This is a genomic window from Streptomyces sp. NPDC002754, from assembly GCF_053592315.1.
In genome coordinates, this window is the sequence record NZ_JBSFVM010000007.1 from 108,813 (window position 1) to 135,470 (window position 26,658).

Sequence of the window (26,658 nt, forward strand, 5' to 3'; positions counted from 1 at the left end):
CCGGCCCTAGACCGGCCCCGCCGTCGCCGCCACCGTCTTCGGCAGGGACAAGCCCGAACCGTCGCGGCGCGGGTCCATCTCGGGCAGCTCCGCCGGCGTGCCGTTCTTCTGCGCCGCACGCGCGGGTGCCGGTCCTGCCCAGGCCAGGCTCAGACAGTCCTCGCCCTTCAGGAAGCGCTGGCAGCGGACGCCACCCGTGGCACGCCCCTTCCTCGGGTACTGGTCGAACGGTGTGAGCTTGGCCGTCGTCTGCACCGAGTCGTCCAGCGTGCCGCGCGAGCCGGCCACGGTGAACACCACCGCGTCGACTGCCGGGTCGACCGCCGTGAACGAGATGACCTTTGCGCCCGTCGCGAGCTTCACGCCGGACATGCCGCCCGCCGCGCGGCCCTGTGGGCGCACGATGGAGGCCTGGAAGCGCAGCAGTTGTGCGTCGTCCGTGATGAACACCAGGTCTTCCTCACCGGTGCGCAACTCCGCGGCGCCGACGATGCGGTCACCCTCCTTGAGGGTGATGACCTCCAGTTCCTCCTTGTTGGACGGATAGTCGGGCACCACGCGCTTCACGATTCCCTGTTCGGTGCCGACCGCCAGTCCGGGCGAGGACTCGTCCAGGGTCATGAGACACACGACCGTCTCGTCCGCCTCCAGGGAGGAGAGGAACTCGGCGACCGGGGCGCCTCCGGAGAGGTTCGGCGCGGCGGCCGAGTCCGGGAGCTGTGGCAGGTCGACCACGTTCAGGCGCAGCAGGCGCCCTTCGGATGTGACGACGCCGATCTCACCGCGAGCCGTCGCGGGGATCGAGGAGACGATCACGTCGTGCTTCGTGCGCTTGGTGTCTTCAGCTTCGGTGAAGGGATCGCCGTTCGCCGTACGAGCAAGGAGCCCGGTCGAGGAGAGCAGTACACGGCACGGGTCGTCGGCGACCTGGAGCGGAACCGCCGACACCGGGGCGCCCGCCGACTCCAGGAGCACCGTGCGCCGGTCGTCGCCGAACTTCTTCGCCACGGCGGCCAGTTCGGAGGAGACCAGCTTGCGCAGCTCGGAGTCGGAGTCGAGGATGCCGGTCAGCTCGTCGATCTCGCCGTTGAGCTTGTCGCGCTCCGCGTCCAGCTCGATGCGGTCGAACTTGGTGAGGCGGCGCAGCGGCGTGTCCAGGATGTACTGCGTCTGGATCTCGCTCAGCGAGAAGCGCTCGATCAGGCGTTCCTTGGCCTGCGCGCTGTTGTCGCTGTCCCGGATGATGCGGATGACCTCGTCGATGTCCACCAGGGCGACGAGGAGGCCCTCCACCAGGTGGAGCCGGTCCTGCTTCTTGCTGCGGCGGAACTCGCTGCGGCGGCGCACCACGTCGAAGCGGTGGTCCAGGTAGACCTCGAGGAGTTCCTTGAGGCCGAGGGTGAGCGGCTGGCCGTCCACCAGCGCCACGTTGTTGATGCCGAAGGACTCCTCCATGGCCGTCAGCTTGAAGAGCTGCTCCAGGACGGCTTCCGGCACGAAGCCGTTCTTGATCTCGATGACCAGGCGCAGGCCGTGCTCGCGGTCCGTGAGGTCCTTCACGTCGGCGATGCCCTGGAGCTTCTTGGAACCGACCAGTTCCTTGATCTTCGTGATGACCTTCTCGGGGCCGACCGCGAAGGGCAGCTCGGTGACGACGAGGCCCTTGCGGCGCGCCGTCACGTTCTCCACGGAGACCGTCGAGCGGATCTTGAACGTGCCGCGGCCGGTCTCGTACGCGTCCCTGATGCCGGACAGGCCGACGATCCGGCCGCCCGTCGGCAGGTCGGGCCCGGGAACGAACTTCATGAGCGTGTCGAGGTCCGCGCCCGGGTGTCGGATCAAGTGCCGCGCGGCGGCGATCACTTCACCCAGGTTGTGTGGCGCCATGTTAGTCGCCATGCCGACCGCGATGCCCGACGAGCCGTTCACCAGCAGGTTCGGGTACGCCGCCGGGAGGACGAGCGGCTCCTGCTCCTGGCCGTCGTAGTTCGAGACGAAGCCGACCGTGTTCTCGTCGATCGACTCAGTCATCAGGCTCGCGGCGGCGTCCGGACGGCACTCCGTGTACCGCATGGCGGCCGGGCGGTCGTCGTTGCCCAGGGAGCCGAAGTTCCCGTGCCCGTCCACCAGCGGGACGCGCATGGAGAACGGCTGGGCGAGGCGCACCAGTGCGTCGTAGATCGACGAGTCGCCATGGGGGTGCAACTTACCCATGACCTCGCCGACGACGCGGGCACACTTCACGTAGCCGCGCTCGGGGCGCAGGCCCATCTCGTTCATCTGGTAAACGATCCGACGGTGGACGGGCTTCATCCCGTCGCGGGCGTCGGGCAGGGCGCGTGAGTAGATGACCGAGTACGCGTACTCCAGGTAGGAGCCCTGCATTTCGTCGACCACGTCGACGTCGAGGATCTTCTCCTCGAAGTCGTCGGGCGGCGGGGTCTTCGTGCTGCGGCGGGCCATCGCGGCTGCGGCTCCTTCACCTACAAGAACGGTTACATGAACGGGAACTGTCGCGGACCATTGTGGACCGCCGCACTGACAACGCCGCTCGCGGCCCTTCAGTACCGGGTGTCGCACGGCCCCGGGAGGGCCGCCTGCTCGCTCACGGCGTAGCTCCGGCGGGAACTTCGCCAGGTGCCAGCACGCTTGCATACAGTGGCAGCACTTGCAGCAGTTCAGTGTTCCAGGACCTGCCGCAGTCCAGAGCTCACTGCGTATTCGCGTTGCACCGCGATCGAAGGGACGTACATGCCCATGGGTCACACGGCCACCGCCGAGGCCGGCTCCGGCGGCCTGACAGCGACCGAGCACCGGCTGGCCAACGGCCTGCGTGTGGTGCTCTCCGAGGATCATCTGACCCCGGTCGCGGCGGTCTGCCTCTGGTACGACGTCGGCTCGCGCCACGAGGTCAAGGGCCGTACGGGCCTGGCTCACCTCTTCGAGCACCTGATGTTCCAGGGCTCGAAGCAGGTGCACGGCAACGGGCACTTCGAGTTCGTCCAGGGCGCGGGCGGCTCGCTCAACGGTACGACGAGCTTCGAGCGCACCAACTACTTCGAGACCATGCCCGCCCACCAACTGGAGCTCGCGCTGTGGCTGGAGGCGGACCGCATGGGCTCGCTCCTGACGGCCCTCGACGACGAGTCGATGGAGAACCAGCGGGACGTCGTGAAGAACGAGCGACGCCAGCGCTACGACAACGTGCCCTACGGCACCGCGTTCGAGAAGCTGACCGCCCTCATGTACCCCGAGGGGCACCCGTACCACCACACGCCCATCGGCTCCATGGCCGACCTGGACGCGGCCACCCTTGAAGACGCGCGGAACTTCTTCCGCACCTACTACGCGCCCAACAACGCGGTGCTGTCGATCGTCGGCGACATCGACCCCGAGGCGACGCTCGCCTGGGTCGAGCGGTACTTCGGCTCCATCCCCGGCCACGACGGCAAGCCCGCCCCGCGCGACGGCGCGCTCCCGGAGGTCATCGGCGAGCAGCAGCGCGAGGTCATCGAGGAGGAGGTACCGGCACGCGCCCTGATGTCCGCCTACCGGCTCCCGCAGGACGGCACGCGTGCGTGCGACGCCGCCGACCTCGCCCTCACCGTTCTGGGCGGCGGCGAGTCCTCGCGCCTGTACAACCGGCTCGTACGCCGTGACCGCACCGCCGTGGCGGCCGGTTTCGGTCTGCTGCGCCTCGCCGGAGCGCCCTCCCTGGGCTGGCTGGACGTGAAGACCTCCGGAGACGTCGAGGTGCCGGTCATCGAGGCTGCCGTCGACGAGGAGCTCGCCCGGTTCGCCGAAGAGGGCCCGAGCCCCGAGGAAATGGAGCGCGCCCAGGCCCAGTTGGAGCGTGAGTGGCTGGACCGCCTGGGCACGGTCGCAGGACGCGCGGACGAGCTGTGCCGCTACGCCGTCCTGTTCGGTGACCCGCAGCTCGCCCTGACCGCCGTGGGGCGCGTCCTGGACGTGACCGCCGAGGACGTCCAGGAGATCGCCAAGGCGTGCCTGCGCCCCGACAACCGCGCGTCCCTCGTGTACGAGCCGACCGCGCCCGCCGACACCGAGAACGCCGAGAACGCTGAGGAGGCGGGCCAGTGACCGAGCAGCTCGCGAACATGGACTTCCACCCCCGGCCGCAGGCGGGCGAGCCCAAGCCCTGGGCGTTCCCGGCCCCGGAGCGCGGCGCGCTCCCCAATGGGTTGACGGTGCTGCGCTGCCACCGGCCCGGCCAGCAGGTCATCGCCGTGGAGGTGCACCTGGACGCGCCGCTGGACGCCGAACCGAAGGGCCTCGACGGCGTCGCGACGATCATGGCGCGGGCCTTCAACGAAGGCACCGACAAGCACTCCGCCGAGGAGTTCGCCGCTGAGCTGGAGCGCTGCGGCGCCACGATGGACGCGCACGCCGACCACCCCGGCGTCCGTGCCTCCCTCGAAGTGCCGGCCTCCCGGCTCGCCAAGGGCCTCACCCTCCTGGCCGACGCCCTGCGCGCCCCTGCCTTCGACGACAGCGAGATCGAGCGCCTCGTCCGCAACCGGCTGGACGAGATCCCGCACGAGAGCGCCAACCCGGCCCGGCGCGCCGCCAAGGAGCTCTCCAAGCAGCTCTTCCCGGCCGACGCGCGCGTGTCGCGCCCGCGCCAGGGCACCGAGGAGACCGTCTCGGCCATCGACGCGGTGGCCGTGCGTGCCTTCTACGACCGGCACGTACGCCCCGCCGCCGCGACGGCCGTCGTCGTGGGTGACCTGACGGGCGTCGACCTGGACGCCCTGCTCGCCGACACGCTCGGCGCCTGGACGGGCGACACCGCGGAGCCGCGCCCCGTGCCGCCGGTCGTCGCCGACGACACCGGCCGCGTGATCATCGTGGACCGCCCCGGCGCTGTGCAGACGCAGTTGCTCATGGGGCGGGTCGGACCGGACAAGCACGACCGTGTGTGGCCCGCGCAGATCCTCGGCACGTACTGCCTGGGCGGCACTCTCACGTCGCGCCTGGACCGCGTACTGCGCGAGGAGAAGGGCTACACCTACGGAGTGCGGTCCTTCGCCCAGGTGCTGCGCTCCGCGCCCGACGGCAGCGGCGCCGCGATGCTCGCCATCAGCGGCTCGGTGGACACGCCGAACACCGGGCCCGCGCTCGACGACCTGTGGAAGGTCCTGCGCACGCTCGCGGCCGAGGGGCTCACGGACGCCGAACGGGACACCGCCGTACAGAACTTGGTGGGTGTGGCCCCACTGAAGTTCGAGACCGCGGGGGCCGTCGCGAGCACCCTCGCCGACCAGGTCGAGCAGCACCTGCCGGACGACTTCCAGGCGCAGGTGTACCGGCAGCTGGCCGCCACGGGCACCGTGGAGGCCACGGCCGCCGTCGTGAGCGCGTTCCCCGCGGACCGCCTGGTGACGATCCTGGTGGGCGACGCCGAGCAGATCGAGGAGCCGGTGAAGGCGCTCGGTATCGGCGAGGTCACTGTGGTCGCGGGCTGAGTTCGTCTCCCGCGGCACGTCCGAAGCCCCGGCGCCGCTCCCGGCAGCCGGGGCTTCGTGGTGTCGGTCACGATCACCCCCAATCACCACACGTTCCCAAATGTCCGTATTGGCGTAGTGGTTGCCTGTCTGCCCTGTGGCGTGCGCTACAAAAGTCGGGTTCTGTTTGTTGATTCAAAGACGCCCCGCTTAGCGTTCCCTCCGGCTGTTCGCCAGACGTACGTCGCGCCCGCGACACCGGACAGTCATCGCCGAGTCCCCGTGGTGCGAGCCAGGGGAGCCGGGGACCCACCGAAGTCCCTGGGGTGAATCGGGCGCTCTTCCCGCAAGGGGAGGGGCCCGTAGGAGACCTTCCTGCTCCGAACCCGTCAGCTAACCCGGTAGGCGAGAAGGAAGGAAAGGACCAGCCACTTCATGGGGTTCACCCGTGCCACCGGGAAGCACCGCCGTCCCAGCCGCCTGACGCGCACCACCGCTCAGTTCGCGGGCGTCGCCGCCATCACCACGACGGGCGTGGTGGGTGGCCTCGCCGCTCCCGCCCTCGCCGCCGACACCGCGACAGCGCCGCACGACGGCCTCACGCAGGCCGTCGCCATCGGCGACTCCCTGGCCGAGCAGATCGACGCGCAGGCCACCGCGCAGCAGAAGGCCGCCGCCAAGGCGAAGGCCGAGGCCGAGGCCAAGAAGAAGGCCGAGGAGGCCAAGCGCAAGGCCGAGGCGGAGGCCAAGAAGCGGGCCGCCGAGAAGGCCGAGAAGGAGCGCGAGGCCAAGGAGCGCGCCGCTCGCGAGGCCGAGCGCAAGCGCCTGAACAGCTTCGTGTCGCCGATCTCCGGCTCGTACGTCTCCACCGCCTACCAGGCCGGCAGCGGACTCTGGTCCTCCGGAAGCCACACCGGCATCGACTTCCACGCCTCCAGCGGCACTTCGGTGCACGCGGTCGGCATGGGCACCGTCGTCGAGGCCGGCTGGGGCGGCGCGTACGGCAACAACGTCGTGATCAAGATGAAGGACGGTACGTACACCCAGTACGGTCACATGTCCTCGATCGGCGTCTCCGTCGGCCAGGACGTCACCCCCGGCGAGCAGATAGGCCTCTCCGGAGCCACCGGCAACGTCACGGGCCCGCACCTCCACTTCGAGGCCCGTACCGGCCCCGACTACGGCTCGGACATCGACCCCGTCGCGTACCTGCGCCAGCACGGTGTGAACGTCTGACCCGCAAGACCCCACGCACGCGAAAGCCCCGGCTCACCGAGCCGGGGCTTTCGCGTGCGTGGGGTCGCGATGTCCAAAAAATATCCCCGGATTCAGTCCCCTCGTCGGAAATTCAAGTCCGGTGGAATAGAGTCACGGGGTAAACGTTCCGGCCGCGTGCCATTCGCGCTTGACCGGGTGTCAATCGACCGCGTATCGCGGGCATCGAGGCGGAGGCCGAGTCATGCGCATTCCCGCACAGTCGGTATGCACAGCGATCCGCGACGACATCGTCGCCGGCGTCTACGAGCGCGGTGGCCGGCTCACCGAGGAACTGCTCGCGCGTCGCTACGGGGTCTCGCGCGTGCCTGTCCGTGAGGCGCTGCGCACCCTGGAGGCGGAGGGGTTCGTCGTCACGCGCAGGCACGCGGGCGCGTGCGTGGCCGAACCCACCGAGCGGGAGGCGGCCGACCTCCTGGAGATCCGCATGCTGCTCGAACCCATGGGCGCCGCCCGCGCCGCGCAGCGCCGCACCGAGGCCCACCTCAAGGTGCTGCGCGGCCTGGTCAGGCTGGGGCAGGAGCGCTCCCGGCGGGGTGAGAGCGAGGATCTGCGCTCTCTCGGCAGCTGGTTCCACGAGACGCTCGCCCAGGCCTCGGGCAGCCCTGGCCTGATCACCCTGCTCACCCAGCTCCGCCACAAGATCGCCTGGATGTACGCCGTGGAGAGCCCGGCCCGGCCGGCCGAGTCCTGGGCCGAGCACGGTGCCATCGTCGACGCCGTGGCGCGGGGCGACGCGGAGCGTGCCCGCGCCCTGACCACCCTGCACGCGGAGCGTGCGGCCGCCGCCCACAGGCTGCGCGTCCCCCGCGCGGGCGGGCGCGTGAGGACTTCGCAACATGCAGTCAACACGGTGGGGCGCCAGGCTTAACAACAGCGCCGTATACAAAGAAGTGCACTATTCGGTGAATGGATTGAACGAGGTGCGGGGAAAATTGGCTGCCTGTTTCTTCCTATTCCCTGTCGCTCAATTCGCTCCGCAATCGTGAACGAAAAAGCCGCGCGTCCCAAAAGGGAACGCGCGGCTCAGCCGTACTGCTTTTGTCTTTGTGTCAGACGGTCTCGGGGAGCTCCTCGAGACCCTCGGCGACCAGCTTCGCCAGACGGTCGAGCGCGGCGTCCGCACCCTCGGCGTCGGAGGCCAGCACGATCTCCTCGCCGCCCTGCGCGCCCAGGCCGAGCACGGCCAGCATGGAGGCGGCGTTGACGGGGTTGCCGTCGGCCTTGGCGATCGTCACGGGAACGCCGGCCGCCGTGGCGGCGCGGACGAAGATGGAGGCGGGGCGGGCGTGGAGGCCCTCGGTCCAGCCGACGTTGACGCGGCGCTCAGCCATGTGATGCTGCCCTTCAGGTGTCTCACGGTTGTCTAGACCAGTGTTCCATATCGTAAGGCGTGCGTGACGCGGACCCAGGTCCTCACCGGCACGGCCCTTCGGTCCTCCATAGCGTGCCTCCCGTACGCACGGGCCGCGACCCGTACGACAGGCCGTCATCTGTCAGTGCCCGGCCCTACTCTTGCGGCATGGAGACCCCGTCGGACCGGCATGAGTATCCCGCCCACTGGGAGGCCGACGTCGTGCTGCGCGACGGCGGCACCGCGCGGATCAGGCCCATCACGACCGCGGACGCCGAGCATCTGACCAGCTTCTACGAGCAGGTCTCGGACGAGTCGAAGTACTACCGTTTCTTCGCGCCCTACCCCCGCCTGTCCGCCAAGGACGTGCACCGCTTCACCCATCACGACTACGTGGACCGGGTCGGTCTCGCCGTCACGGTGGGCGGCGAGTTCATCGCCACGGTGCGCTACGACCGGATCAACGCGCAGGGGAGGCCGGCGACCGCGCCGGCCGACGAGGCGGAGGTCGCCTTCCTCGTGCAGGACGCCCACCAGGGCCGGGGCGTCGCCTCGGCGCTCCTGGAGCACATCGCGGCCGTCGCCCGCGAGCGCGGCATCCGCCGGTTCGCCGCCGAGGTGCTGCCCGCCAACAGCAAGATGATCAAGGTGTTCCGGGACGCCGGGTACACGCAGAAGCGCAGCTTCGAGGACGGCGTCGTCCGCCTGGAGTTCGACATCGAGCCCACGGAGGCCTCGCTCGCGGTGCAGCACGCGCGCGAGCAGCGCGCCGAGGCCCGCTCGGTGCATCGCCTGCTCGCCCCCGGCTCCGTCGCCGTGATCGGCGTGGGGCGTGCCGCCGGAGGAGTGGGCCGCAGCGTTCTCGACAACCTGAAGGACGCCGGTTTCACGGGCCGCCTGTACGCGGTGAACCAGGCGTTCGGGGACGACGTCACCGAGATCGACGGCGTGCCCGCCCACCGCTCCGTACGCGACATCGACCCGGCCGCCACGGTCGACCTGGCCGTCGTCGCCGTGCCCGCCCCGGACGTCCCCGAAGTCGTCGCCGAATGCGGCGAGCGCGGCGTGCAGGGCCTCGTCGTGGTCTCCGCCGGCTACGCCGAGAGCGGGGAGGAGGGCCGCGAGCGCCAGCGCGCCCTGGTCCGCCAGGCCCGCAGCTACGGGATGCGCATCGTCGGGCCGAACGCCTTCGGAATCGTCAACACGTCACCTGAGGTACGGCTCAACGCCTCGCTCGCCCCCGAGATGCCGCGTCCCGGACACATCGGCCTGTTCGCCCAGTCCGGCGCCATCGGCATCGCGCTTCTGTCCCGCCTGCACCGCAGGGGCGGGGGCGTTACCGGAGCCAGCGGGGTCTCCACGTTCGTCTCCGCGGGCAACCGCGCGGACGTCTCCGGGAACGACGTCCTGCAGTACTGGTACGACGACGCGGACACCCACGTCGCCCTCATGTACCTCGAATCGATCGGCAATCCCCGCAAGTTCACCCGCCTCGCCCGCCGCGCGGCCGCCGCCAAGCCCCTCGTGGTCGTGCAGGGCGCCCGGCACAGCGGCATCGCGCCGACGGGGCACGCGGTGCGGGCCACCCGCCTCCCGTACGCCACCGTGTCCTCGCTGCTGCGGCAGGCGGGGGTCATCCGGGTCGACACGATCACCGAACTCGTGGACACCGGCCTCCTGTTGGCCCGCCAGCCGCTGCCCGAGGGGCCACGCGTCGCCATCCTCGGCAATTCGGAGTCACTGGGCCTCCTGACGTACGACGTGTGCCTCTCCGAAGGGCTGCGCCCCAAGCCACCGCTGGACCTGACGACCGCCGCGTCCGCCGCCGACTTCCGGGCGGCTCTGGAGCAGGCACTGGCCGACGAGAAGACGGACGCCGTCGTGGTCACCGCGATCCCCGCCGTGGGGGAGGGCCCCTCGGAAGACGCGGAACTCGCGGCCGCCCTGAGCGCGGCAGCCGCCACCGGCCCCACGAAGCCGGTGCTCGTCGTCCACGTCGAGCTCGGTGGCCTCGCGGAAGCACTCTCCGCCGCGGCCAGCACGGGACCCAACGCGCCGGACACGCCACCGCACCGCACCACCCCCGAGACGGTCTCCGAGGAACTGCCGCCTCCCGCGGAAGCGGAGCCCGCGCCGCGCCTCATCCCCGCCTACCCGGCCGCCGAGCGCGCCGTCCGCGCGCTCTCCCAGGTGGCCAAGTACGGCCAGTGGCGACGGGACACGGCCGCGCCCGGCAAGGTGCCCGAGTACGACGCCGTCGACGAACAGGGGGCCGCCGACCTCATCGCGGAACTGCTCGCCAAGGAGAGCGACCCGCGAGGCGCCGACCTCGCCCCGGAGGACGCCCGCGCGCTGCTGTCCCGCTACGGCATCGACGTGCGCGCCACCACGCCCGCACCCGGCCCGGACGAGGCCGCGGCGGCAGCACACACGCTCGGCTACCCGGTGGCCCTGAAGACGACGGCCCCGCACCTGCGGCACCGCCCCGACCTGGGCGGCGTACGCCTGGACCTGACCGGCGAGGGAGAGCTGCGGCGCGCCTACGAAGACCTGACCCAGCGGCTCGGCAAGCCGGCCGAACTGCGGCCGGTCGTGCAGTCGATGGCACCGCGCGGAGTCGACACCGTCGTGCGCGCCGTCATAGACCCGGCCGCGGGCGCCGTGCTCTCCTTCGGGCTCGCCGGCGCCGCCTCCGAACTGCTCGGTGACACCGCGCACCGGCTGATCCCGGTGACCGACAAGGACGCGCAGGCGATCGTGCGGTCCATCAAGACGTCCCCGATCCTGTTCGGCTGGCGCGGCGCGGCCCCCGTCGACACGCCCGCGCTCGAGGAGCTGCTGCAGCGGGTGTCGCGCCTGGTCGACGACCACCCCGAGGTCGTCGGCGTCGCCCTCGAACCGGTCGTCGTGGCGGAGCGCGGGCTGACCGTCCTCGGCGCCTCCGTCCGGCTCGCGCCGCCGCCCGCCCGTGACGACCTCGGCCCGCGCACCCTGCCCGACGCGTACTGAACCACTTCGCGACCACCCCGTCCGAAGCCCTCACGGAGAGTTATCCACAGGGGCATCGGCAGTCTCTTTGCGGGCCTTAGGATGGACCCCATGGCCAAGACCAGTACGACGACCCAAGGGCTGCGAGCGGCGATCGAGCGCAGCGGTTACTACCCGGCTCTTGTGGCCGAGGCGGTGGAGGCCTCGGTCGGCGGCGAGCCGATCTCGTCATATCTGGTGCACCAGGAGACCACGTTCGACGCGAACGAAGTCCGTCGGCATGTCACCGTCCTGGTCCTGACCGACAGCCGCTTCATCGTCAGCCACACCGACGAGCAGGCGGCGGACAGCACGTCCCCGACGTCGTACGCGACGACGTCGACGGAGTCCGTGCAGATCGGCCGGATCTCGTCGGTCGTGCTCAGCCGCGTCGTCGCCAATCCGGAGAAGTACGTCCCGGGGTCGCTGCCCCGCGAGGTCGTCCTCACCATCGGCTGGGGCGCCGTGTCCCGCATCGACATGGAGCCGGCGACCTGCGGTGACCCCAACTGCGAGGCGGACCACGGATACACGGGCAGCACGACCGCGGACGACCTGAGCCTGCGCGTCAGCGAGGCAGGGGACGGCCCGGAGACCGTGCGCCAGGCCCTCACCTTCGCCCAGTCCCTCTCCGAGGCCATCGCGGACGCCGGCCGCCGATGACGCAGGCCGCCTGGGACGACGTAGAGCCGCTGCCCGTCCACTCCGCTCCCGTCCCGGCGTACGGCACCGGATCCCTCGCCGATCTACTGCCCACCATCGGCACCCACCTGGGCGTGCCCGGCTGTACCGCCGCCATCCCCGAGCTGCAGCCGGTCGACCGCGCCTGCGTGTTCCTGATCGACGGCCTGGGCTGGGAGCAGCTCAGGGCGCATCCGGACGAGGCCCCGTTCCTCAGCTCGCTCATATCGTCCTCGCGCGGCGGCACCGGCCGCCCGATCACCGCGGGCTATCCGGCGACCACCGCGACCTCCCTCGCCTCCGTGGGCACCGGTCTGCCGCCCGGCGCGCACGGCCTGCCCGGCTACACCGTGCGCAACCCGGACACCGGCGAGCTGATGAACCAGCTCCGCTGGAAGCCGTGGACGAAGCCGCGGACCTGGCAGCCGTACCCCACGATCTTCCAGCGCGCCCACGAGGCGGGCGTGCACACGGCACAGGTGTCCGCGCCGCACTTCGAGTCGACGCCCCTCACCAAGATCGCCCTCAGCGGCGGCACGTTCCACGGACGCCTCTCCGGCGAGGACCGCATGGACCTGGCCGCCGAGCAGCTGTCCGCGGGGGACCGGTCGCTCGTCTACACGTACTACAGCGAGGTCGACGGCAAGGGGCACCGCTTCGGCGTCGACTCCGACCCCTGGCGCGGCCAGCTCATGTACGTCGACCGCCTCGCGCAGCGCCTCGCCGAGCAACTGCCGCCGCGCAGCGCCCTGTACGTCACCGCCGACCACGGCATGGTCGACATCCCCTTCGACGAGCAGTCCCGTATCGACTTCGACGACGACTGGGAACTGGGCGCGGGCGTCGCCCTGTTGGGTGGCGAGGGCCGCGCCCGCCATGTGTACGCGGTGCCGGGCGCGGCGGGTGACGTGCTCACGGTGTGGCGCGAGGTGCTCGGTGAGCAGTTCTGGATCGCCTCGCGCGACGAGGCCATCGCGGCCGGCTGGTTCGGGCCACAGGTTGATCAACGTGTGTACGACCGGCTCGGTGACGTCATCGCCGCGGCCCGTGACGACGTGGTCCTCATCGCCTCACGAAGCGAGCCGAAGGAATCCCTGATGGTCGGCAACCACGGCTCGATGACCCCGGCGGAGCAGCTCGTACCACTGCTGGAAGTACGGTCCTGACCCACCGGCCCCACCGATCACTTCGGCAACCCCCTCACGTCACGCGAAAGGTGCTCAACTTCCCATGCCCGAGCTGGTGTTCTTCTCCGGAACGATGGACTGTGGGAAGTCGACCCTCGCTCTGCAGATCGAGCACAACCGCTCGGCGCGCGGCCTCCAGGGCCTCATCTTCACCCGCGACGACCGTGCGGGGGAGGGCAGGCTCTCCTCCCGCCTCGGCCTGGTCACGGACGCCGTGGAGGTCGCCGACGACCTGGATGTCTACGGGTACGTGGTCGACCACCTCTCGCACGGTGGCAGGGTGGACTACCTGATCGCGGACGAGGCACAGTTCCTCGCGCCGGAGCAGATCGACCAGCTCGCCCGCGTCGTCGACGAGCTGGAACTGGACGTCTTCGCCTTCGGCATCACGACCGACTTCCGCTCCAAGCTGTTCCCCGGCTCGCAGCGCCTGGTCGAACTCGCCGACCGCGTAGAGGTGTTGCAGGTCGAGGCGCTGTGCTGGTGCGGTGCCCGTGCCACGCACAACGCCCGTACGGTCAACGGCGCGATGGTCGTCGAAGGCGCCCAGGTCGTCGTCGGCGACGTGGACCACATGGCGGACGAGATCGGCTACGAGGTGCTGTGCCGGCGGCACCATCGGCGGCGGATGACGAGTGCGACGGCGCACGCGGCAGCGCTCTCCCCGGACGTGCTGCCGGTCGGCTCGGCCTGAGCGAAACACGGGTCCCCGGGAAACGCAGGCCCCAGGAGACGCTCCACCTACGCAGCCGGAGACGCCACCACCGAGAACTCCGCGCCCTCCGGATCCGCCACCGTGGCCACCCGTCCGTGCGAGCCCTCGCGGGCGGCGGACACCACGTGGCCGCCCAGGTCGGCGGCGCGTTCCACCGACTCGTCCACGTCCCTGACCGTGAAGTACGTCATCCAACGCGGGCCCTGGCCACGGGGCAGGGCGTGGCCGACGCCGTGCACGGAGGCCACGGGGCGGCCCGCCAGGTGCAGGGTCAGGAAGTCGAAGTCGGCGGAGACGACGGCCTCTTCGGTGTATCCGAAGACCGCCTGGTAGAACTTCGCGACGCTCGCGGTCTCCCGCGTCACCAGCTCGTTCCACGCCATCGCACCCGGCACCCCGGTCACCGCCGACCCCACGTGCCCGGCGGCCTGCCAGATTCCGAACACCGCGCCCGCGGGGTCGGAGCCGATCGCCAGCCGGCCTGCTTCCCCGGCGTCCAGCGGGCCCACGCCCACCGTGCCGCCGCAGTGCCGTACCGTCTCGGCCGTCGCGTCCACATCGTCCGAGGCCATGTAGGGGGTCCAGGCGATCGGCAGCTGGCGGCCGGGCGGCAGCTGGCCGATGCCGGCGACTTCCCTGCCGTTGAGGAGCGCCCGCGCGTACGGGCCGAGCTGCTGGGGGCCGGGCCTGAACTCCCAGCCGAACAGCGCCCCGTAGAACTCCTGGGTCGCGGCCATGTCGTGCACCATCAGGCTCACCCAGCAAGGGGTGCCCGGTGCGCGCCGGGCTGCTGCCTCGGTCATCGTCACTCTCTCCTCGGAACGGAACCCTCGGGGCCCGCGGCTCGGGCTCTCAATGTCAGGTGGCGCCCGTATCTCAGGTGGCGCCCGTGCCGATGGTGGCACTCGGTGCCGTACGACGCTCTTCGGCCGCGCCGAAACCATCGGACTCCCCGCGGAGGATGCCCGAAACGGTGTTTCGCATACGTTTCGGTGCCGCGGCCCCGCCATGTCCGGTCAACATACGCTCGGTAGTCGATCGAGCACGCTATACGACCAGGAGCGCGCAGGCCAGAGCATGAGCAAGGATGGACCCATGAATGCCATCATCTCCGCATCCGAACTCGCGAGCGAGTTGACGGGCGGGCGGCCCCCCGTGCTGCTCGACGTCCGCTGGCAGCTCAGCCTCGCCAAGTCCGCCGGTGCGCCGGCGTTCGACGGCCGTGCCGAGTACACGGCGGGCCATGTGCCGGGCGCGGTCTACGTCGACCTCGACACGGAACTCGCTGGTCACGCGGGGCCGGGCGACGGCCGGCACCCCTTGCCCGAGCTGTCCGGATTCGGTGCGGCGATGCGCGCGGCCGGCGTCTCCGCGGACCGCGACGTGGTTGTATACGACGGCGGCCAGGGCTGGGCCGCGGCGCGCGCCTGGTGGCTGCTGCGCTGGACGGGTCACCCGTCCGTGAGAGTTCTCGACGGCGGGCTTGACGCCTGGGACGGCCCCCTGGAGACCAAGGCCCCGGCGCCGCAGCCGGGCAGCTTCGAGCCTGCACCCGGTGCCACCGGACTGCTCGACGCGGATGCCGCCGCGTCCCTGGCCCGCTCCGGTCTCCTCCTGGACGCCCGCGCCGCCGAGCGCTACCGCGGCGACGTGGAGCCCATCGACCGCGTCGGCGGCCACATCCCCGGCGCCGTGTCCGCTCCGACCACGGAGAACGTCGGCGGCGACGGCCGCTTCCGGCCGGCCGCCGAGCTCGCGGAACGCTTCAAGTCCCTTGGCGCGAACGGTGATCCGGGCCAGGTCGGCGTCTACTGCGGCTCAGGTGTCTCCGCCGCGCACGAGATCCTGGCGCTCGCCGTGGCGGGCACCGACGCCCAGCTGTACGTCGGCTCCTGGTCCCAGTGGTCCGCCGACGAGGCGCGCCCGGTGGCGACGGGACCGGACCCGCAGTAGCCACCGCCACGCAGAGGGGGCCCGCGCCGACTGAACGGCGCGGGCCCCCTCTGCGTACAAGAGCTTGCTACTCGTGACGCAAGAAGTGACTACTCCTGCTTCTTGCGGCGCGTACCGAAGACGATCTCGTCCCAACTCGGCACCGCGGCGCGGCGGCCGGGCCGTACTCCGTCGGCCTCGGCCTGGCGGTCGGTGGTGCCGGTGAGGCGGTCACGGTGGCCGGCGACGGCGCGCGGCATCAGGATGTCCGCGTACGCCGATCCGGCCCCGGCCGACGCCGCGGGCGCCGCCGGCTCCTCCACCTCGGCGGCCGCGGGCGGCTCGGGCTCCTCCTGCGGCGGCTCGGGAGCCACGGCGGGACGCTCGGGCACCGCGAGGTCGCCGCGGTAGCTGGGCACGGCCTCCAGGAGGCTGGTCAGCGAGTCGCGCTCCGGCGGGGCCGACGAGGTGATCGCCGGCAGCTCGGTCTCTTCGGGCTCCGGCTCCACGGGCGGCGCGGGCCGCTCGAGCTGCCGGTCCAGGGCACGGTCGAGGGGGCGGTCCCTGGGCAGCCGGGCGATACGCGGCACGAACGGGAACGTGGGTTCGGGCGTGCCGATGTCCTCGGACTCGCCGATCAGCGAGCGCGCCTCGTCGTCCACGGCCTGGACCAGCCTGCGGGGCGGGTCGTACGTCCAGCTCGCCGAGTGCGGTTCGGCCGCGACCCGGTAGACGAGCAGGACTTCCCACGTGCCGTCGTCCCGGCGCCAGGAGTCCCACTGGACCGAGTCCTTGTCGGCGCCGCGCAGCACGAGGCGCTCCTGCACCGCCTCGCCCAGCTGGGGCCCGGCGTTCTCGCCGGGGCGGCGCACGGGGGTCTTTCTGGCACGCTCGGCCATGAACGCGCGCTCCGCGAGCACGGGGCCCTCGAATCGGCGCACCCGGTCGACCGGGATGCCGGCGAACTGCGCGACCTCTTCCGCGGTCGCGCCTGCCCGTATACGCGCCTGAATGTCGCGCGGGCGGAGGTGGCTCTCCACCTCGATCTCGATCTGGCCGAGGCGCGGACGGTCGCCACGTACGGCGGCCCGGAGGCGCTCGTCGATCGGCAGCGTGTACTCCGTGCTGTCCGCAGCCTTCAGCACCAGCCGTGTGCCGTCGTTAGAGACGGCCACGACACGCAGTTCGGGCATGGGGACCTCCCGGGTGGTGCCTGCCGACGTCACGTGCGTCGCTGCTTCCGCTAGTCGAGTGTGGCCTGCCCGGGTGCAGCCTGCCACAACCTTGCCGAGTTGCCCGGCGTGTCGGGCATGGGCCCTGGTACGCCGTTATGGCACGGTTACCTATTCGCAACGCTAAGTGACGGACACCGTCACCCTGTGCAGCGAACCCCCTCCCCACGGTCCTGGCAGGACTCGAGCACCCTGGCGGGAGACCGGGCCCAGGGCTGGCAACAGTACTCCATTCGGGCCACTTGCGTGGATCGGCACGCTGTTGAAGTTCTGTCGGGGAGCGGGAGTTGGGGCTGGGATTCTCCGACCCTGGCGGGTGATGTGTGGGGTCCGCGTGTTCTGCTTCACGAAACCTCCGGAACCGGAACTGATTCCTCCTCCGATACGTCCTTTCTCTTGTGTCCTAGGGAGTTCGCTTACTCTTGGGAGCTTCGTTGGTGCATGGGTGGTTTTGTCGAGAAGGGCGGGAAAGTTCCGATCATGGGCAGGAAGCCGGAGATCTCCGAGGACATATCCGAGGACATGGAGGAAGAGCCCAAGGGGAAGCGGCTGGATCTGAGCGTCCCGCAGGTGGCGGGCAGTGCGATCGCCGCCGTCGTGGCCGCGAAGCTCGCCTCGGGGCTCGGTGTCTACGGGACGATCCTCGGCGCCGGCGTGGTCAGTGCGCTCGCCACTTGCGGTGGCACGCTCTTCCAGCACTTCTTCAAGCGCACCGGAGAGCAGATACGTGACGTCAAGGACGTCGTGAAGCCGAAGACCCGGCAGGTGCCGGTGACGGCGGAGGGCAGGCCCGTGCCCCGTACGTTCCGCTCGGACTCCTCGATGGGCGCCACGAGTTCCATGGTCACGGGTTCCGAGCCGCCCGCGGCGCGACCGGCCGTGACGGCACTGCCGACCACCACGACCTGGGGGACACGGAAGACCCCGGCCGCGGATGCCGATGAGACGACGGCGTTGCCGCAGGCCTCCGCCGTCGAGCAGGTCACCGCCATGGAAAAGGTCACCGCCATGGAGCGGGTCTCCACCACCGCCACCGAGGGCACCCAACTGCTCGACACGGGCGCCGTGGCCGACCTGCTGCCCGACGAGGACACCGACAAGACGCGACTGCTGGGCACCGCGGGTGCGGCCGCCGCGGCCGATCCCGAGAAGACCCAGCTGATCAAGCCGGAGACGGTCGACGTGGCCACGCGGATGCTGCGCGTCCCGGACGGTGAGGACGTCGACGGCGGCGCGGACCTCGACGACGAGTTCACCGGGGGCGACGAGTTCACCGAGGGCACCGTGCACCGTTCGGGCATCAAGAGCTGGAAGCGGCCGCTGATCGCCGCGGCGCTCGTGTTCGGCGTCACCATGGGCGGCATCACGACGTACGAACTGGTGTCGGGCAACACCTTCGGCGGTGGGAGCGGCGGTGGCACCACCATCGGCGACGCCTTCAAGGGGCGCAGCTCCTCGTCCGGCGGCGACACCACTCCGGACACCACCCCGGCGCCGTCCGACAGCGGTGACACCGGCTCGGACACCGGTACGCAGCACAACGACGACTCAGGCACCACCACCCCGGACCCGAGCGCCACCCCGACGAACGGTGACACCGGCGGTTCGGACAGCGGCTCGGACTCCGGTTCGGACAGCGGCTCCTCCCACTCGGGCTCCGATTCGGGCTCCGATTCGGGCTCCGATTCGGGTTCCGACACCGGTTCGGACTCCGGTTCGGACTCGGGCTCCGACAACGGCTCGGATTCCGGTTCGGACAGTGGCAGCACCACCAACCCGACCACCGCGCCCACACCGGGCTCGGACGCCCAGCCGCAGTCGGAGTGACCCGATGCACGCCCCTCCGGGGGCCGGCGGGTCAGTCGCCGAGGACCCGCCGAAGATAGGCATTGCCGAACACGCGGTCCGGGTCCAGGCGGTCGCGCAGCGCCGTGAACTCGCCGAAGCGCGGGTACGCGCGCGTGAAGTAGTCCGCGTCGCGCGTGTGTATCTTGCCCCAGTGCGGGCGCCCCTCATGGGCGGTGAGGATCTGCTCGGCCGCGGTGAAGTACCGGTGGTACGGCGTCCCCTTGTACATGTGCACGGCTACGTAGGCGGTGTCGCGGTCGGACGCAGTGGACAGCGCGATGTCGTCGGCCGGGGCGGTGCGGACCTCCACGGGGAAGCTGACCCGCAGGCGCGAGCGGTCGACCAGGGACTTCAACTCGCGCAGTGTGTCCACCAGGGCCGCGCGCGGAAGCGCGTACTCCATCTCCACGAAGCGCACGCGGCGCGGTGATGTGAAGACCTTGTAGGGGATGTCCGTGTATGTCCGGGAGGACAGTGCCCGGCTGGAGACCTTGGCGATCGACGGGATCGTGGCGGGCACCGCGCGGCCGATCGAATTGGCCACCTGGAACAGGCCGTTGGAGAGCAGCTCGTCCTCGACGAAGCCGCTGAGCCTCGAGACGGGGGCCTCCGGGCCCGCGCTGCGGTTGTTGCGCTTGGTGTTGCAGCTGCCCGTGTGCGGGAACCAGTAGAACTCGAAGTGCTCGTTCTCGGCGTGCAGCTCCTCGAAGTCCGTGAGCACCCGGTCGAGGGACATCGGCTCCTCGCGCGCGGAGAGCAGGAAGATCGGCTCCACGGCGAAGGTGATCGCCGTGATGATGCCGAGGGCGCCGAGACCGATGCGGGCGGCCGCGAAGACGTCGGGGTTCTCCTTCTCGGAACAGACGAGGAGTTCTCCGCTCGCGGTGACCAGCTCAAGTCCCTTGATCTGCGCGGCGATCGACGCGGAGTCGCGGCCCGTGCCGTGCGTGCCGGTGCTGGTGGCGCCGGAGACCGTCTGCTCCATGATGTCGCCCATGTTCGTGAGCGAAAGGCCCTCGCGGGCCAGGGCCATGTTGAGTCGCTTGAGCGGTGTACCGGCCTCGACCGTGACGGTCCCGTTCACCCGGTCAATGCTGCGGATCCCGGTCAACAGTTGAGGGCGTATCAACACCCCGTCGGTCGCGGCCGCCGCGGTGAAGGAGTGGCCCGAGCCGACGGCCTTCACCTTCAGGCCGTCCTCCGCGGCGCCGCGTACCGCCGCTGTCAGCTCCTCGACGGACGCGGGCGTCACCTCGCGCACGGGGCGTGCCGTGACGTTCCCCGCCCAGTTACGCCAGGCTTGGCTGCTCCTCCGGCTGCCCGTCCGCGTCCCCGGCGTGCCCGGCGTTCCCGTCTGCGACCTGCTCATTGGTGCTTCCTCCCCGCTGCGGAACAACCGGCCGCTTCAGCCGGCGATAGCCGAGGAGCCCGACGACGACCGCGACGGCGCCGGATACCCCCGGCACCGCGTACCCGGCTCCCGCCCCGGCCGCGTCGATCACCCAGCCGGCCACGGAGGAGCCGAGCGCGACGCCGACCGAGAGTCCGGTACTCACCCAGGTCATGCCCTCGGTCAGCTTCGCGCGCGGTACGTGCTGCTCGACGAGGGCCATCGTCGTGATCATCGTCGGTGCGACGGACAGGCCCGCGACGAAGAGCGCCACGGCCAGGAGTGGCAGGTTCCCGACCAGTTGGAGGGGGATCATACTCACGGCCATCGTGACGACACCCACCAGCCACCTGGGAGCGGGCGCCCCCTTGAAGTGCAGCAGGCCGAACAGGGCGCCCGCGAGGCAGGAGCCGGTCGCGTAGACGGCGAGCACCACGCTGGCCATCGACTTGTGGCCGAGGTCCTCGGCGTAGGCCACCGTGACGACGTCGATCGACCCGAAGATCGCCCCCGTCGCGACGAAGGTCGCCACCAGAACCTGCAAACCACGCGCGCGGAGCGCCGATCCGCGGGTGTGCTGTTCACGCGGGTGCGGTACGGGTTCCGTGGCTCGCTGCGACGTCAGCCAGAAGACACCGGCCGCGAGGAAACAGCCCGCCAGAAGGGGGCCCGCCTCCGGGAACCACACGGTGGACAGTCCGATCGAGATGATCGGCCCGAACACGAAGCACACCTCGTCCAGCACCGACTCGAAGGAGTACGCGGTGTGCAGCTGCCGCGGGACGTCTCCGTAGAGGGCCGCCCATCGTGACCGGATCATGGAGCCGACACTCGGGACGCAGCCGACGAGCGCCGCGCACGCGAACAGGGTCCAGTCCGGCGCCGTGTACTTCGCGCACAGCAGGAGAGCGGTGACGGCGGCGAGCGAGACCAGAGTGGCGGGCCGCAGCACCCGGCGCTGTCCGTGCCGGTCGACGAGTCGGGAGATCTGCGGCCCGATCAGCGCGGCGGACAGGGCGACTGTCGCGGACAGGGCGCCGGCGAGCCCGTAGCGACCGGTCAACTGGGAGACCATCGTGACGATGCCGATGCCCATCATGGACAGGGGCATCCGGCCCAGGAGCCCGGCCGCGGAGAAGCTCTTGGTTCCGGGCAGGGCGAATATGGCGCGGTAGGGGCTGGGCAACTCGACTCCGGTAAGGCGTAAAAGCAGTGGATACAGCTTACGCGTGTCACGGCCCGGGCGACACGCGGTTTTCCGCCTGTCAGTGCCGGGTGGGAGGATCGAAGACATGCCAGACGCGCACGCTGCCAGCCTTGATGCCCGCCCCTACGATGCCCTGCTGCTGCTCTCGTTCGGTGGTCCGGAGGGCCCCGACGACGTCGTCCCGTTCCTGGAGAACGTGACGCGCGGCCGGGGCATCCCCAAGGAGCGGCTCAAAGAGGTCGGGCAGCACTACTTCCTGTTCGGCGGGGTCAGCCCGATCAACGACCAGAACAGGGCGCTGCTCGACGCCCTGCGCAAGGACTTCGCCGAGCACGGCCTGGACCTGCCGGTCTACTGGGGCAACCGGAACTGGGCGCCGTACCTGACGGACACGCTGCGCGAGATGGTCACCGACGGCCACCGCCGCATCCTCGTCCTCGCCACCAGCGCCTACGCCTCGTACTCGGGCTGCCGCCAATACCGCGAGAACCTCGCGGAGTCGCTCGCCGCGCTGGAGGCCGAGGGCCTGGAACCGCCGAAGATCGACAAGCTGCGGCACTACTTCAACCACCCCGGCTTCGTGCGCCCCATGATGGAGGGCGTCTTGAAGTCCCTCGCCGACCTCCCCGAGGACGTCCGCGCCGGCGCCCACATCGCCTTCACCACGCACTCCATCCCGACCGCTGCGGCCGACACCTCCGGGCGGCCCGAGGAGCACGGCGACGGGGGCGCGTACGTGAAGCAGCACCTGGATGTCGCGCAGCTGATCGCCGACGCGGTGCGCGAGGAGACCGGTGTCGCCCACCCCTGGCAGCTCGTCTACCAGTCGCGTTCCGGCGCCCCGCACATCCCGTGGCTCGAGCCCGACATCTGCGACCACCTGGAGGAGCGCCACGCGGCGGGCGTCCCGGCCGTCGTCATGGTGCCCATCGGCTTCGTCTCCGACCACATGGAGGTCCTCTACGACCTCGACACCGAGGCCGAGGCGAAGGCCGCGGAGCTGGGTCTTCCAGTGCGCCGCTCCGCCACCGTGGGAGCCGACTCGCGCTTCGCGGCCGCCGTACGGGAGTTGACCCTGGAACGGGCCGCGACCGAGAGCGGCAGGAACGTCACACCGTGCGCCCTGGGCGCGCTCGGCGCGAGCCACGACCTGTGTCCCGTGGGCTGCTGCCCCGCCCGCGCCCCCAAGCCGGCCGCCGCCGGCGCCGACAGCCCGTACGCGTAAGGACAGTGACGTGACCGACTCCCAGGCCCCCAGGGCCACCGAGGCTGCCCACACCGCAGGCGACCTCACGTCCCTCAAGGCGGAACTGCTCGAGATCGCCCTGGAGGCGGCGGCGCGGGCCGGCGTGTTCCTGCGCGACGGCAGGCCCGAGGACCTCGGTGTCGCCGCCACCAAGACGAGCGCCGTCGACGTCGTCACCGAGATGGACATCGCCTCCGAGAAGCTGATCACCGACTACCTGGCCGAGCGCCGCCCCGACGACGGGGTGCTCGGCGAGGAGGGCTCCTCCGTGGAGGGCACCAGCGGCGTCCAGTGGGTGATCGATCCCATCGACGGCACCGTCAACTACCTTTACGGACGCCCGGATTGGTCCGTCTCCATCGCGGCCCGCAAGGACGGCGAGACGCTCGTCGGCGTCGTCGCCGCCCCGATGCGCGCCGAGACCTACCGCGCCGTCCTCGGCGAGGGCGCCTTCGTGAACGACCGCCCCGCGCACCCGCGCGTGGCGCCGCCCCTCGAGCAGGCGCTGGTCGGCACCGGCTTCGGCTACCTGGAGTCGCGCCGCGCCCGCCAGGCCGAGGTCCTCGGTCAGCTGGTGCCGCGCGTGCGCGACATCCGGCGCGGCGGCTCGGCCGCGATCGACCTGTGCGACGTGGCGCTCGGGCGCATGGACGCGTACTACGAACGCGGCCTGAACCCCTGGGACTTCGCGGCCGGCGACCTCATCGCGCGCGAGGCGGGCGCCCTCACCGGAGGCCGTCCCGGAGAGCCGCTCTCCCCGGAGCTGACGATCGCGGCGCCCCCCGGCGTCTTCGAGCCGCTTCAGAACTGGCTGGAAGAACTCGGCGCCTGGCACGACTGAGCGCCCCGGCCAACGGCTCACAGCCAACGGCCAACGGCTCACGCACTCGCGGAACGCGAAAGGGCCCCGGCGCCCGCCTGGATCAACCAGGCGCCGGGGCCTTCGTACGTGCGTCAGACGCTCGAGGCGTGAACCTCCACGCCGTGCTCGGCGGCGAGGCGGCGGAGGTCGTCCAGTTCGCCCTGCTCGACCTCGGCAAGGAAGTCGTCACCGGTCTCGCGCGCCAGCGTCAGGTCGGTCTCGGCCGCCTTGATGCGCTGCAGAAGTCCTGCGGTGAATGCGTCCATGGTTGCGCCCCCTCATCCTGGGTCGTGGGTCGATGGCACGGGGGTGTGCCCTTGGAAGGGGCGATCACGTCCCGAGGCAGCCCTGGCGGAGGGCGGTCTCTACAGCGGCTCGTGGCATGCCACATACAAAGCGTGATCGCGGATGTACAGCCGTCCTCCCCAAGCTCCCTTCCGGAGAAACCTCGGCCTACGCAGAAAAAATCCCGCATTCCCCGGGGCCCCGTCCGTCTTACAGCCGGTTTATGGCCGAAAGGGGCAGGATGGTGACCACAGCCCCACACCCGACCTGCCCGCGTGCCCGAGAAACGCGCCGGTGGGCGACCAGAGGAAGGACAAACGACGTGCGCGTACTCGTCGTCGAGGACGAGCAACTGCTCGCCGATGCGGTGGCCACCGGACTCCGCCGGGAGGCCATGGCCGTCGACGTCGTGTACGACGGTGCGGCCGCCCTGGAGCGCATCGGCGTCAACGACTACGACGTGGTCGTCCTCGACCGCGATCTCCCGCTTGTGCACGGCGACGACGTCGCCCGCAAGCTCGTCGAGCTGGGCATGCCCACCCGCATCCTCATGCTGACCGCCTCCGGCGACGTCAGCGACCGCGTGGAGGGCCTGGAGATCGGGGCGGACGACTACCTCCCCAAGCCCTTCGCGTTCAGCGAGCTGACGGCCCGTGTGCGGGCTCTCGGGCGACGTACGAGCATGCCGCTGCCACCCGTGCTCGAGCGCGCGGGGATCAAGCTCGACCCGAACCGCCGTGAGGTGTTCCGGGACGGCAAGGAGATCCAGCTCGCTCCCAAGGAGTTCGCGGTCCTCGAGGTGCTGCTGCGCAGTGAAGGCGCCGTCGTCTCGGCCGAGCAGCTCCTGGAGAAGGCCTGGGACGAGAACACGGACCCGTTCACGAACGTCGTGCGGGTCACCGTGATGACCCTGCGCCGCAAGCTGGGCGAGCCCGCCGTCATCGTCACCGTGCCCGGCTCGGGCTACCGGATCTGATCCCTAGATGGCCGCCGCACCCGCGCCACCCTCTCCGGCGCCACCGAAACCGACATGGAAGCCCGGGACGAAGACGGAACCGCCCTTCCCCTGGCTCCGCCCGACCATCCGGATACGCCTCACACTGCTGTACGGCGGCATGTTCCTCATCGCGGGCATCCTGCTGCTCTCGATCATCTACCTCCTGGCCGCGCAGGCCCTCGACGTGGGCGGCGACCTGCCGTTCAAGGTCACCGACGGGCATGTCATCAGCGCCAGCTGCAATTTCCCGACGGGGAACATCTCGGCGAGCGAGCTGAACGATCTGATGAACGGCTGCGTCAACAAGCAGCGCCAGCACGCTCTCGACGTGCTTCTCAGCCGCTCCCTGATGGCCCTGATGGGCCTCGCCGTCATCGCTTTTGCCTTCGGCTACGCCATGGCGGGCCGTGTCCTGTCCCCGCTCGGCCGGATCACGCGCACCGCGCGCAGGGTCGCCGGCACGGACCTGACGCGCCGCATCGAGCTGGACGGACCGGACGACGAGCTGAAGGAGCTGTCCGACACCTTCGACGAGATGCTGGACCGCCTGGAGCGCGCCTTCACGGCGCAGCAGCGCTTCGTCGGCAATGCCTCCCATGAGCTGCGTACGCCGCTCGCGATCAACCGCACCCTCCTGGAGGTGCACCTCTCCGATCCGGGCGCCCCTGTGGAGCTCCAGCAGCTCGGCAAGACACTGCTCGCCACGAACGAGCGCAGCGAGCAGCTCGTGGAGGGCCTGCTGCTGCTCGCCCGCAGCGACAACCAGATCGTCGAGCGCAAGCCCGTGGACCTGGCGGAGGTCGCCTCGCAGGCGATCGACCAGGCCAGGTCCGAGGCCGACGAGAAGGGCGTGGAGATCCGCGGGGAGTGCAAGGAAGCGGTGATCCAGGGCAACGGCGTGCTCCTGGAGCGCATCGCCCTGAACCTCGTACAGAACGCGGTCCGCTACAACATCCCCGAAGGGGGATGGGTGGAGGTGGACACGGAGGCCCAGCACGGCCAGGCGGTCCTGGTGGTCGCGAATACGGGTCCCGTGGTCCCCGCCTACGAGATCGACAACCTCTTCGAACCATTCAGGCGGCTGCGGACCGAGCGCACCGGCAGCGACAAGGGCGTGGGCCTCGGGCTCTCCATCGCCCGGTCCGTCGCGCGCGCCCACGGCGGCCGCATCACAGCCGAGCCACGCGAGGGGGGTGGGCTCGTGATGCGGGTCACCCTGCCGATCTAGCTCGGTTCAACGTGCGTGCGGCGCATGGATCTGACATGCTTCCGCCGACGCGCTGGGGACGTTCGCTTTTGGCTGAATTTTCCGGACCTGCGCCGGAGATTGTCGTGTGTGATCGATCACATGGGCTTTTTTTCGGCCGTCCACTCTCCGTGATCGCAAAAGCCGTGTGAAAGCCGGGAAAGTCCGGGTTTTCGGGCGCCTTGATCACGGGAAGTACACGGGGTGGCGCCTGTGCAGTGCGGCAATCGGACCGTGTACGGTCCCGTTCGCCACCCAAGACGATCACTCGTGAGGGATCCAGTTGGGTGTCGATTGAGTAACAGACCTTGATGTGAGGCAAAATCTCCGCCTCAGGTCGGGCACAAGTCCGGCCTCTCATGCGTTACGGCGCTTGAGACACCGAAGACACCCAGAGGGGGAGAGCGACATGGCAACGGATTACGACACCCCACGCAAGACCGATGACGACCTCAACGAAGACAGCATTGAGGAACTGAAGTCGCGGCGTAACGACAAGTCGGCGTCGAATGTCGACGTGGACGAGTTCGAGGCGGCGGAGGGCCTGGAGCTTCCGGGCGCCGACCTCTCGAACGAGGAACTGGCCGTCCGTGTCCTGCCCAAGCAGCAGGACGAGTTCACCTGCATGAGCTGCTTCTTGGTGCACCACCGAAGCCAGCTCGCGCGGGAGAAGAACGGGCAGCCCATCTGCCGCGACTGCGACTGAGGG

Annotated in this window: 22 protein-coding genes and 1 riboswitch; of the genes, 15 read left to right on the forward strand and 7 right to left on the reverse strand. The window is 70.4% G+C overall.

From position 1 onward, the window contains the following. Positions 1 to 6: 6 nt before the first annotated feature. Entirely contained in the window at positions 7 to 2,463 is a 2,457-nt protein-coding gene (locus ACWD2L_RS17640) for a DNA gyrase/topoisomerase IV subunit A (protein ID WP_351333072.1), read from the reverse strand. A gap of 294 nt (positions 2,464 to 2,757) precedes the next feature. Here ACWD2L_RS17640 and ACWD2L_RS17645 point away from each other — a divergent pair, with 294 nt between their 5' ends. The 4 genes from ACWD2L_RS17645 (at position 2,758) to ACWD2L_RS17660 (ending at position 7,611) form a co-directional block, all read left to right on the forward strand. Continuing rightward, positions 2,758 to 4,101: a M16 family metallopeptidase gene (locus ACWD2L_RS17645; protein WP_351333105.1), complete on the forward strand. Its 1,344-nt coding sequence runs from the start codon at positions 2,758 to 2,760 to the stop codon at positions 4,099 to 4,101. Between the two features lie 17 nt (positions 4,102 to 4,118). After that, complete coding sequence (locus ACWD2L_RS17650) at positions 4,119 to 5,486, forward strand: M16 family metallopeptidase (RefSeq protein ID WP_351333107.1); 1,368 nt, start codon at positions 4,119 to 4,121, stop codon at positions 5,484 to 5,486. Positions 5,487 to 5,725: 239 nt separating this feature from the next. Beyond that, a riboswitch (cyclic di-AMP (ydaO/yuaA leader) is annotated at positions 5,726 to 5,887 on the forward strand. A 13-nt stretch (positions 5,888 to 5,900) separates the two neighbouring features. Beyond that, complete coding sequence (locus ACWD2L_RS17655) at positions 5,901 to 6,701, forward strand: M23 family metallopeptidase (RefSeq protein ID WP_351333074.1); 801 nt, start codon at positions 5,901 to 5,903, stop codon at positions 6,699 to 6,701. A 223-nt stretch (positions 6,702 to 6,924) separates the two neighbouring features. Beyond that, positions 6,925 to 7,611, forward strand: coding sequence for a GntR family transcriptional regulator (locus tag ACWD2L_RS17660; protein WP_351331752.1), 687 nt, complete (start codon positions 6,925 to 6,927; stop codon positions 7,609 to 7,611). Between the two features lie 181 nt (positions 7,612 to 7,792). On the opposite strand, the gene ACWD2L_RS17665 is transcribed toward ACWD2L_RS17660, so the two are convergent. Further along, positions 7,793 to 8,074: an HPr family phosphocarrier protein gene (locus tag ACWD2L_RS17665; protein ID WP_351331753.1), complete on the reverse strand. Its 282-nt coding sequence runs from the start codon at positions 8,072 to 8,074 to the stop codon at positions 7,793 to 7,795. A gap of 188 nt (positions 8,075 to 8,262) precedes the next feature. On the opposite strand from ACWD2L_RS17665, the gene ACWD2L_RS17670 reads away from it, so the two are divergent. From ACWD2L_RS17670 to ACWD2L_RS17685, 4 genes are all read left to right on the forward strand, one after another. After that, positions 8,263 to 11,103 (forward strand): bifunctional acetate--CoA ligase family protein/GNAT family N-acetyltransferase, encoded by a 2,841-nt coding sequence (locus tag ACWD2L_RS17670; protein WP_351331755.1) that lies wholly within the window; start codon positions 8,263 to 8,265, stop codon positions 11,101 to 11,103. Between the two features lie 90 nt (positions 11,104 to 11,193). Further along, a complete protein-coding gene (locus ACWD2L_RS17675) occupies positions 11,194 to 11,784 on the forward strand; it encodes a DUF5998 family protein (RefSeq protein WP_351331757.1) in 591 nt (196 codons plus the stop codon). After that, a complete protein-coding gene (locus tag ACWD2L_RS17680; RefSeq protein ID WP_351331759.1) occupies positions 11,781 to 12,968 on the forward strand; it encodes an alkaline phosphatase family protein in 1,188 nt (395 codons plus the stop codon). Before ACWD2L_RS17675 ends, ACWD2L_RS17680 begins: the two co-directional genes overlap by 4 nt. 64 nt (positions 12,969 to 13,032) lie before the next feature. Further along, the gene (locus ACWD2L_RS17685) at positions 13,033 to 13,683 is read left to right on the forward strand and encodes a thymidine kinase (protein WP_351331761.1); all 651 of its coding nucleotides are present in this window, start codon (positions 13,033 to 13,035) and stop codon (positions 13,681 to 13,683) included. 47 nt (positions 13,684 to 13,730) lie between these two features. Here the strand turns inward: ACWD2L_RS17685 and ACWD2L_RS17690 are convergent, their stop codons facing one another. After that, positions 13,731 to 14,507: a VOC family protein gene (locus ACWD2L_RS17690; RefSeq protein WP_351331763.1), complete on the reverse strand. Its 777-nt coding sequence runs from the start codon at positions 14,505 to 14,507 to the stop codon at positions 13,731 to 13,733. 292 nt (positions 14,508 to 14,799) lie between these two features. Between ACWD2L_RS17690 and ACWD2L_RS17695 the strand changes: the two genes are divergently transcribed. Then, positions 14,800 to 15,657, forward strand: coding sequence for a sulfurtransferase (locus ACWD2L_RS17695; RefSeq protein WP_351331765.1), 858 nt, complete (start codon positions 14,800 to 14,802; stop codon positions 15,655 to 15,657). 89 nt (positions 15,658 to 15,746) lie between these two features. Here the strand turns inward: ACWD2L_RS17695 and sepH are convergent, their stop codons facing one another. Continuing rightward, positions 15,747 to 16,829, reverse strand: a complete 1,083-nt coding sequence (sepH, locus tag ACWD2L_RS17700; RefSeq protein WP_351338586.1) for a septation protein SepH — start codon at positions 16,827 to 16,829, stop codon at positions 15,747 to 15,749. A 519-nt stretch (positions 16,830 to 17,348) separates the two neighbouring features. On the opposite strand from sepH, the gene ACWD2L_RS17705 reads away from it, so the two are divergent. Further along, the gene (locus ACWD2L_RS17705) at positions 17,349 to 18,695 is read left to right on the forward strand and encodes a hypothetical protein (RefSeq protein WP_451190084.1); all 1,347 of its coding nucleotides are present in this window, start codon (positions 17,349 to 17,351) and stop codon (positions 18,693 to 18,695) included. A gap of 31 nt (positions 18,696 to 18,726) precedes the next feature. Here the strand turns inward: ACWD2L_RS17705 and ACWD2L_RS17710 are convergent, their stop codons facing one another. Then, the gene (locus ACWD2L_RS17710; RefSeq protein ID WP_351338581.1) at positions 18,727 to 20,085 is read right to left on the reverse strand and encodes a D-arabinono-1,4-lactone oxidase; all 1,359 of its coding nucleotides are present in this window, start codon (positions 20,083 to 20,085) and stop codon (positions 18,727 to 18,729) included. Further along, positions 20,006 to 21,292, reverse strand: coding sequence for an MFS transporter (locus tag ACWD2L_RS17715; RefSeq protein ID WP_351338578.1), 1,287 nt, complete (start codon positions 21,290 to 21,292; stop codon positions 20,006 to 20,008). Before ACWD2L_RS17715 ends, ACWD2L_RS17710 begins: the two co-directional genes overlap by 80 nt. 106 nt (positions 21,293 to 21,398) lie before the next feature. On the opposite strand from ACWD2L_RS17715, the gene ACWD2L_RS17720 reads away from it, so the two are divergent. Both ACWD2L_RS17720 and ACWD2L_RS17725 read left to right on the forward strand, forming a co-directional pair. After that, a complete protein-coding gene (locus ACWD2L_RS17720) occupies positions 21,399 to 22,538 on the forward strand; it encodes a ferrochelatase (protein WP_351338576.1) in 1,140 nt (379 codons plus the stop codon). 85 nt (positions 22,539 to 22,623) lie between these two features. Further along, positions 22,624 to 23,400: an inositol monophosphatase family protein gene (locus ACWD2L_RS17725; RefSeq protein ID WP_351338594.1), complete on the forward strand. Its 777-nt coding sequence runs from the start codon at positions 22,624 to 22,626 to the stop codon at positions 23,398 to 23,400. A gap of 113 nt (positions 23,401 to 23,513) precedes the next feature. Here the strand turns inward: ACWD2L_RS17725 and ACWD2L_RS17730 are convergent, their stop codons facing one another. Beyond that, complete coding sequence (locus ACWD2L_RS17730) at positions 23,514 to 23,687, reverse strand: hypothetical protein (protein WP_351338573.1); 174 nt, start codon at positions 23,685 to 23,687, stop codon at positions 23,514 to 23,516. A gap of 341 nt (positions 23,688 to 24,028) precedes the next feature. Between ACWD2L_RS17730 and ACWD2L_RS17735 the strand changes: the two genes are divergently transcribed. The 3 genes from ACWD2L_RS17735 (at position 24,029) to ACWD2L_RS17745 (ending at position 26,655) form a co-directional block, all read left to right on the forward strand. Next, positions 24,029 to 24,682 (forward strand): response regulator transcription factor, encoded by a 654-nt coding sequence (locus ACWD2L_RS17735; RefSeq protein ID WP_266714992.1) that lies wholly within the window; start codon positions 24,029 to 24,031, stop codon positions 24,680 to 24,682. A gap of 7 nt (positions 24,683 to 24,689) precedes the next feature. Further along, positions 24,690 to 25,931: a sensor histidine kinase gene (locus ACWD2L_RS17740; protein WP_351338571.1), complete on the forward strand. Its 1,242-nt coding sequence runs from the start codon at positions 24,690 to 24,692 to the stop codon at positions 25,929 to 25,931. 427 nt (positions 25,932 to 26,358) lie between these two features. Continuing rightward, the gene (locus ACWD2L_RS17745; protein ID WP_018535993.1) at positions 26,359 to 26,655 is read left to right on the forward strand and encodes a DUF4193 domain-containing protein; all 297 of its coding nucleotides are present in this window, start codon (positions 26,359 to 26,361) and stop codon (positions 26,653 to 26,655) included. Positions 26,656 to 26,658: the final 3 nt, after the last annotated feature.

Coding starts and splice junctions, on each gene's coding strand:
- ACWD2L_RS17640 (WP_351333072.1), bottom strand. CDS start 2,463: ATGGCCCGCCGCAGCACGAAGACCCCGCCGCCCGACGACTTCGAGGAG.
- ACWD2L_RS17645 (WP_351333105.1), top strand. CDS start 2,758: ATGGGTCACACGGCCACCGCCGAGGCCGGCTCCGGCGGCCTGACAGCG.
- ACWD2L_RS17650 (WP_351333107.1), top strand. CDS start 4,119: ATGGACTTCCACCCCCGGCCGCAGGCGGGCGAGCCCAAGCCCTGGGCG.
- ACWD2L_RS17655 (WP_351333074.1), top strand. CDS start 5,901: ATGGGGTTCACCCGTGCCACCGGGAAGCACCGCCGTCCCAGCCGCCTG.
- ACWD2L_RS17660 (WP_351331752.1), top strand. CDS start 6,925: ATGCGCATTCCCGCACAGTCGGTATGCACAGCGATCCGCGACGACATC.
- ACWD2L_RS17665 (WP_351331753.1), bottom strand. CDS start 8,074: ATGGCTGAGCGCCGCGTCAACGTCGGCTGGACCGAGGGCCTCCACGCC.
- ACWD2L_RS17670 (WP_351331755.1), top strand. CDS start 8,263: ATGGAGACCCCGTCGGACCGGCATGAGTATCCCGCCCACTGGGAGGCC.
- ACWD2L_RS17675 (WP_351331757.1), top strand. CDS start 11,194: ATGGCCAAGACCAGTACGACGACCCAAGGGCTGCGAGCGGCGATCGAG.
- ACWD2L_RS17680 (WP_351331759.1), top strand. CDS start 11,781: ATGACGCAGGCCGCCTGGGACGACGTAGAGCCGCTGCCCGTCCACTCC.
- ACWD2L_RS17685 (WP_351331761.1), top strand. CDS start 13,033: ATGCCCGAGCTGGTGTTCTTCTCCGGAACGATGGACTGTGGGAAGTCG.
- ACWD2L_RS17690 (WP_351331763.1), bottom strand. CDS start 14,507: ATGACCGAGGCAGCAGCCCGGCGCGCACCGGGCACCCCTTGCTGGGTG.
- ACWD2L_RS17695 (WP_351331765.1), top strand. CDS start 14,800: ATGAATGCCATCATCTCCGCATCCGAACTCGCGAGCGAGTTGACGGGC.
- sepH (WP_351338586.1), bottom strand. CDS start 16,829: ATGCCCGAACTGCGTGTCGTGGCCGTCTCTAACGACGGCACACGGCTG.
- ACWD2L_RS17705 (WP_451190084.1), top strand. CDS start 17,349: ATGGGCAGGAAGCCGGAGATCTCCGAGGACATATCCGAGGACATGGAG.
- ACWD2L_RS17710 (WP_351338581.1), bottom strand. CDS start 20,085: ATGAGCAGGTCGCAGACGGGAACGCCGGGCACGCCGGGGACGCGGACG.
- ACWD2L_RS17720 (WP_351338576.1), top strand. CDS start 21,399: ATGCCAGACGCGCACGCTGCCAGCCTTGATGCCCGCCCCTACGATGCC.
- ACWD2L_RS17730 (WP_351338573.1), bottom strand. CDS start 23,687: ATGGACGCATTCACCGCAGGACTTCTGCAGCGCATCAAGGCGGCCGAG.
- ACWD2L_RS17740 (WP_351338571.1), top strand. CDS start 24,690: ATGGCCGCCGCACCCGCGCCACCCTCTCCGGCGCCACCGAAACCGACA.
- ACWD2L_RS17745 (WP_018535993.1), top strand. CDS start 26,359: ATGGCAACGGATTACGACACCCCACGCAAGACCGATGACGACCTCAAC.